This is a genomic window from Streptomyces sp. SID5785 (genome assembly GCF_009870065.1).
Taxonomy (GTDB): Bacteria; Actinomycetota; Actinomycetes; order Streptomycetales; family Streptomycetaceae; genus Streptomyces.
This window is the reverse complement of record NZ_WWIA01001013.1, coordinates 1-6,431: the sequence shown is the minus strand read 5'-3', so window position 1 is coordinate 6,431 and position 6,431 is coordinate 1. Positions and strand designations below refer to the sequence as shown.

Annotated in this window: 8 protein-coding genes; 2 read left to right on the top strand and 6 right to left on the bottom strand. The window is 68.8% G+C overall.

Annotated elements, in window-relative coordinates; translation table 11 throughout:
• The 4 genes from GTW43_RS32750 to GTW43_RS38570 all read right to left on the bottom strand — a co-directional run.
• A partial coding sequence (locus tag GTW43_RS32750) for an alcohol dehydrogenase catalytic domain-containing protein (protein WP_161305600.1) occupies nucleotides 1-564 on the bottom strand: 564 nt, incomplete at its 3' end.
• 160 nt (nucleotides 565-724) lie between these two features.
• Nucleotides 725-934: a hypothetical protein gene (locus GTW43_RS32745; RefSeq protein WP_161303050.1), complete on the bottom strand. Its 210-nt coding sequence runs from the start codon at nucleotides 932-934 to the stop codon at nucleotides 725-727.
• A 37-nt stretch (nucleotides 935-971) separates the two neighbouring features.
• Complete coding sequence (locus GTW43_RS32740) at nucleotides 972-1,571, bottom strand: NAD(P)H-dependent oxidoreductase (protein WP_161303051.1); 600 nt, start codon at nucleotides 1,569-1,571, stop codon at nucleotides 972-974.
• Nucleotides 1,572-1,705: 134 nt separating this feature from the next.
• On the bottom strand, nucleotides 1,706-1,834 hold the full coding sequence (locus GTW43_RS38570) for an LPFR motif small protein (RefSeq protein WP_272922537.1): 129 nt from the start codon (nucleotides 1,832-1,834) through the stop codon (nucleotides 1,706-1,708).
• Between the two features lie 530 nt (nucleotides 1,835-2,364).
• Here GTW43_RS38570 and GTW43_RS32735 point away from each other — a divergent pair.
• Nucleotides 2,365-4,743 (top strand): phosphoketolase family protein, encoded by a 2,379-nt coding sequence (locus GTW43_RS32735; RefSeq protein ID WP_161305599.1) that lies wholly within the window; start codon nucleotides 2,365-2,367, stop codon nucleotides 4,741-4,743.
• 137 nt (nucleotides 4,744-4,880) lie between these two features.
• Here the strand turns inward: GTW43_RS32735 and GTW43_RS32730 are convergent, their stop codons facing one another.
• Together GTW43_RS32730 and GTW43_RS32725 are read right to left on the bottom strand one after the other, a co-directional pair.
• Entirely contained in the window at nucleotides 4,881-5,078 is a 198-nt protein-coding gene (locus tag GTW43_RS32730) for a CsbD family protein (protein WP_161305598.1), read from the bottom strand.
• A 5-nt stretch (nucleotides 5,079-5,083) separates the two neighbouring features.
• Entirely contained in the window at nucleotides 5,084-5,296 is a 213-nt protein-coding gene (locus GTW43_RS32725) for a DUF6479 family protein (RefSeq protein ID WP_161305597.1), read from the bottom strand.
• 371 nt (nucleotides 5,297-5,667) lie between these two features.
• Between GTW43_RS32725 and GTW43_RS32720 the strand changes: the two genes are divergently transcribed.
• On the top strand, nucleotides 5,668-6,431 hold a 764-nt coding region (locus GTW43_RS32720), incomplete at its 3' end, for a SigB/SigF/SigG family RNA polymerase sigma factor (protein WP_161305596.1).

The window sequence follows — 6,431 nt, the reverse complement described above, 5'->3', positions numbered from 1 at the left end:
TCCGACCGGCCCTGCTCCGTAGATGACGACAGACTCACCGGGTGACACGTCCGCCAGTTCCGTGGCGTGGTAACCAGTGGGGAAGATGTCGGCCAGCATCACGTAGTCGTTCTCACGCTCCGCAGCGTCCTCGGGCAGTACAAGACAGTTGAAGTCGGCCCACGGCACGCGCAGGTACTCGGCCTGGCCGCCCGCGTAGGTGCCCATCTCTGCGAAGCCGTATGCGCCGCCCGGCGTATCGGAGTCCACGGAGAGACAGAACCCGGTGTAGCCGCGCTCGCAATTGGCGCAGAACCCGCAGCCCACATTGAAGGGCAGACACACACGGTCACCGACGCGTACACGGTCGACTCCGTCGCCGACCTCCACGACCTCGCCGAGGTTCTCGTGCCCGAGAATACGGCCCTGCTCCATCGTGGTGCGACCCTCGTACATGTGCAGGTCGGAACCGCAGATGTTGGTGGACGTAATGCGTACCAGAGCATCGGTGGGCCGCTCGATCCTCGCGTCGGGAACGTCGCTGAGCGACACTTCACGAGGTCCTTCGTAGATCAGGGCTTTCATCCTGGTCACCCTCCTTGGCTGTTCATGCGCGCCGGGAAAGTCGGACGCGTGTTGCGTCGGGGCTGGGCCGCGTATACGAAGGCCCGGGGCCCTGGGTACCCGAGGGAGCCGGAGGTAACGCACACATCGAGATGCGCCGCGAGGTGGCGGCTGCTCCCGGTCAGGGAACCTCGCGCAAATACAACGCGCCGCACGTGTGACAGAACGGCATCGCACGTTCTGTACCCCAGGCGTCAGCAGGGAGTTCCGTCTCAGAGAGGTCGATCGACCGACCGCACATCGGTTTCCCTTCTCCGGAACGCACCATGTGCCATTCCTTGATCGTGCTGCCGCCGGGCTCGGTCCTCTCGGCAATGATGCGATGGTTCATCGTCTTCTCCTCTGTGACGAGGGCGCTCCGCCGGCCCTCACGACGGCGGGTACGGGGTCTGCTTCAAAAGCCTGGCCAGGTGAACTGCGTTGGCGGCCACTGTGTGGGTGGTATGCGCCACTTCATCAGGAGTTGCGTCCAGATCTTTGTAGTCGGTCCCGTGCTGGGCTTCGCCGACCCAGTAGGTGACCGCCCCCGGTGCCAGGGAGAAGCCGATGTCGTTGAGCCCCTGGAACAGGTCGGCGCTCACTTTGTGGGCACCATCTTCGTTGCCGACGACGGCCACCGCGGCGACCTTGCCGTACATGAGCGGCCGTCCCTCGGCATCGGTCTCCGACGACTCCGCGTTGAGGCGCTCCAGCACCCGCTGGCAGATGCTGGACGGATGCCCCAGCCAGATGGGCGTGGCCAGTAGCAGGATGTCGGCCTGCAGCACCTTTTCCCGGAGCTGCGGCCAGTCGTCTCCCTCGCCCAGGTCAGTGCCGATGCCTGGCAGGACGGCATAGTCGGCTACCCGTGCCGTAGCGGTCGCGACGTCGAGCTTTTCCAGCTCGCGCAGCACCTGGTCCGAGAGCAGTTGGCTGCTCGAAGAAGTGGGCGAAGAATTGAGGGTGCAGGTCAGGGAAAGGGCGCGCATGGGGTGCTCTCCATGAGAGTTGAGGCCGGGCAGACTTCAGGGTGCTCGGCGAGCGTCAGGGCAGTGACTTCCGCCGACTCAGCGGCTTCCGCACTTCTGCCCAACCATGTTTGCTCATCGATGAGTTGGAGGGCTCAATGTCGGCCGTGAGTGCTCGCTGACGCGCCGCCGAAGAGCCGGGCGACGGCCCTGAACGGGAGCGTGACCACGGTGGCTATCGCGCCGCCGATCGCGCGCAGGACATCAGCAATGGCCTGGAACATCATGGGGTCCTTTCTGAGGGCGCGGCCCGGCTCAGGGCCTGGGACGCTCACCCAGGGCTCTCATAGACACCCGGGGTCTCCCCTGAGCCTGCTCTCAAACCTGCCGCCAGTCGCCGCGCCGGCAACCAGGGAGCGCCCTCAACGTGGGAGGGCATGACTGAGTGCCCAAAGATCTCTACTTCAACCTCACGCGGGGTCCGCACGAATAGAGGGCTCCCGGCCCGCGGAGGTTACACCTGGCGACCGTCCGGCTCGACGTTCGATCGGCCAGACCTCCTCTGACCGTGCGGGCACGGCCGAAGGGCGTCGCCCATCCGTCGCAGGATCCCACGAGCTCGCCTCAGGCGCCGGAGGGAAGACGCGCCGAGCGACGGCGGGCTGACTGGCGCAGGCTGGGAGGTGGCCGACTCGGGGCGAGTGTCCGTGTTGATCCTGGGAACTCGAGAGGCGGTCATCAACCGCCGGGCCGTCGCGGCCGGGTCCGTATCCGCCCGACGACGCCCCGCCCCCCCCCGCTTTTGGAGTGTTCCTTGACTACGACAGACCATGGTGCCCCCGCGCTGACCGACGACGAGGTCAGCCAGCTGGACGCGCACTGGCGCGCGGCCAATTTTCTGGCGGCGGGGCAGATCTATCTCATGTCCAATCCACTGCTGCGCGAGCCGCTGCGCCCCGAGCACATCAAACCGCGCCTTCTGGGCCACTGGGGGACGTCACCCGGCCTGAACCTGATCTACACGCACCTCAACCGCGTGATCAGAGAGAGGGACCTGGACGCGCTGTGCGTGTGGGGGCCGGGGCACGGCGGTCCCGCCGTACTGGCGAACGCGTGGCTGGAAGGCAGCTACAGCGAGATCTACCCGGACGTGAGCCGGGACGAGCCGGGGATGGCACGCCTCTTCAGGCAGTTCTCCTTCCCCGGGGGCGTGCCCAGCCATGTGGCACCGGAGGTCCCGGGCTCCATCCACGAGGGCGGCGAGCTCGGTTACTCGCTGGCCCACGCCTACGGTGCGGCTTTCGACCACCCAAGCCTCCTCGTCGCGTGCGTGGTGGGCGACGGCGAGGCCGAGACCGGCCCGCTGGCCGCCTCGTGGCATTCCGGGAGGTTTCTCGACCCCGTGCACGACGGCGCCGTCCTACCGATCCTGCACCTGAACGGCTACAAGATCGCCAACCCGACGGTGCTCGCCAGGATGCCGCACGACGAGCTCGACGCACTGCTGCGCGGCTACGGACACACCCCGCTGTACGTCGAGGGCGACGATCCGGTCCAGGTCCACCGGGAACTGGCCCGCGCTCTCGACCGGGCGCTCGACCTCGTCACGGACCACCAGCGCACGGCCAGGACGGGCGACGCCGCCGCCCCCGTGCGCTGGCCCATGATCGTGCTGCGTACTCCCAAGGGCTGGACCGGTCCGACAGAGGTCGACGGCCTGCCGGTGGAGAACACCTGGCGGGCCCATCAGGTCCCGCTGCCCGAGGTCCGCGAGAACCCCGACCACCTCGCCGCCCTGGAACACTGGCTGCGCTCATACCGGCCGGAGGAACTCTTCGACGACGAGGGCAGGCCCGGCGCCGAGGTCCTGGCCTGCGTACCCGAGGGCGCCAAACGCCTGGGGTCCACGCCGTACGCCAACGGCGGGCTGCGGCTGCGCGCCCTGCCGCTGCCGCCGCTCGACGCCTTCGCCGTGCCCGTGGACAAGCCCGGCGCCACGCAGCATGCGCCCACCGAAGTGCTCGGCACCCTGCTCGCACGGATCATGGCCGACACGGCCAAGGAACGCACGTTCCGCTTGGTCGGACCGGACGAGACGGCATCGAACCGGCTGCAGGGCGTCTACCGGTCCAGCGGCAAGGCGTGGCAGGAGCGGATCCTGCCCGTCGACGAGCACCTGGATCCGCAGGGCCGTGTGATGGAGGTCCTCTCGGAGCACATGTGCCAGGGCTGGCTGGAGGGTTATCTCCTCACCGGGCGCCACGGCCTGTTCTCCTGCTACGAAGCGTTCGTGCACATCGTCGATTCGATGGTGAACCAGCACATCAAGTGGCTGAAGACGGCACAGGACCTGCCCTGGCGAGCGCCGGTCGCCTCCCTCAACTACCTGCTCACTTCGCACGTCTGGCGCCAGGACCACAACGGCTTCTCGCACCAGGACCCCGGATTCGTCGACCACGTCCTCAACAAGAGTCCGCGCATCGTCCGGGTGTATCTGCCGCCGGACGCGAACACCCTGATCTGCGTGGCCGACCGCGCTTTGCGCAGCCGCGACCACGTGAACGTCCTCGTCGCGGGGAAGAACCCGGGCTTCGACTGGCTCACCCTGGACGGGGCACGCGCCCACTGCGCGCGCGGCGCCGGTGTGTGGGAGTGGGCCGGGTCGGAGCGGGGCAGCGAGCCCGACGTGGTCCTGGCCTGCGCGGGCGACGTGCCCACGCAGGAGGTCCTCGCCGCGGCCAAGCTGCTGCGCCGGCACCTGCCGGAGGTCGCCGTACGGGTCGTCAACGTCGTCGACATGACCACCCTGCTGCCCGTCGACGAGCACCCCCACGGCATGGCGGACGCCGAGTACGACGGGCTGTTCACCCGCGACAAGCCGGTCATCTTCGGCTACCACGGCTACCCGTGGCTCATCCACCGGCTCGCCTACCGGCGAGCGGGCCACGCCAACCTGCACGTGCGCGGCTACAAGGAGTCGGGAACCACGACCACGCCGTTCGACATGGTCGTCCGCAACGACCTCGACCGCTACCGCCTGGTCATGGACGTCATCGACAGGGTGCCCGGCCTCGCGGTGCGCGCGGCACCGACCCGCCGGCGCATGGCCGACGCCCGCACCCGGCATCACGACTGGATCCGCGAGCACGGCACCGACCTTCCCGAGGTCGTCGACTGGAAGTGGGCCGACTGAACGGCCGTCGCCCAGCTGGTGCCCCGCTGCGTGACGCCCGGAGGCGTGACACATGGGCCTCGTGCCACGCCTCCGGGCGGATCAGGGTGACCAGCCGTAGGCGTTGCCTACGTCGGCCTCGTTCCCACCACTCGGAACTACCTGTCGTCGTTCCTGAAGTCCCTGTAGGCGTCCCGGGCCGCCTGGGCCCGTTCCTCCTTCTTCGCGACCGCCTCCCGGGCCCGGGCCTTCGCCTGGGTGGCTTCGCCGTCGATGCGCATGCGCTCGTTGCCGGTGAGCTTGCCCGTCACTTCTTTGGCCTTGCCCTTCAGGCGGTCCCTGGCACTGCTGACCATCGTGGTCACTCCTCGGTCGGTTTCGTCCGTTCGTCGGCGTCCGGGCGCGCCCATGCGTCGGCTCGGGGCTGCGGCGACTGCGGCGGCGGGGGCCGGCGCGCCAGCCGCCGCCTGCTGGACCACAGCAGAGTGAGCAGCGCGATCACGATCAGTACGCCGATCACGGTGAAGATCCAGCTCGTGGCTGACTCGGCGGCGAGGACGGTCGGTACGTTCATGCGGCCCGGGTACCTCGCTACGCGCCGCTCATGTGTGCCGTTACGCAGCGATCCGGAGCGGCGTCCTCTCCGGGTCCGCACGCCGCTCCTCCAGCGCAGCAGGGCGACGGCCATCGCGATCCGACCGGTCTGGGGGGTAGGAGATCGCGGCCCTCCAGGACCCCCGGGATTCGCCGCCTGCGCCCCCGACCTGCGGCTGCGGCGCACGGCGGTCCCGTCGGGCACTCGCGGCATGATTCGGCGCTTCCTGGGAACCCGGTTCGTGATGCTTTGGAGCGAATGCATCCGCGGTTGCAGTGCGACGGCCTTCTCGGTTCCTCGCATCGCCTCCGCCGGACCCCATGCACCCCCGTTTGTGAGGGCGATTTCTTATGCTCACCGAAAGCGTCGACCCCGCTGCGTCGCGCGCGCGGGCACCGCGTCACCCGCATGACGACGCGCCGGACACGGCGGATCTCTTCGCACGGCTGGCCCCTCTGGAGCCGGGGCCCGAACGCGACCTGCTGTGCGAGCAGGCCGTGGAGTCCTGGCTGCCGATGGCCCACCGCATAGCCCGGCGTTTCCGCGACCGCGGAGAGCGCCTGGAAGACCTCGAGCAGATCGCCGCCCTTGGCCTCCTGAAGGCTGTCAATCGGTACGACCCGGGAATCGGTGCCTTCGAGTCGTACGCCGTCCCCACGATCACGGGCGAACTGCGCCGGCACTTCCGAGACCACCTGTGGGATCTGCACGTCCCGCGGCGCGTCCAGGAACTCCGCAACACCGTGCGGATCGCACGCCGTGACCTGGTCCAGCGCCCCGGCGCCCACGAGCCGGACACGGAGGCGATCGCCGCGCACACCGGCCTGACGAACGCAGAGGTGCACGACGGGCTCACCGCCCTCGACTGCTACCAGGCCCGCTCGCTGGACGCCGAAATGGTCAGCGCCGACGGCGCCGGTTTCACGATCGCCGACACACTCGGCGAGACGGAGCCGTCGTACGACCTGGTCACCGACCGCGAAGCGGCCAAGGACGGCCTGCGGCACCTGCCGGAACGCGAGCGCACGATCCTCTACCTTCGCTTCTTCCAGGGCATGACCCAGCTCCGGATCGCCCGGCTGCTCGGCATCTCGCAGATGCACGTCTCCCGGCT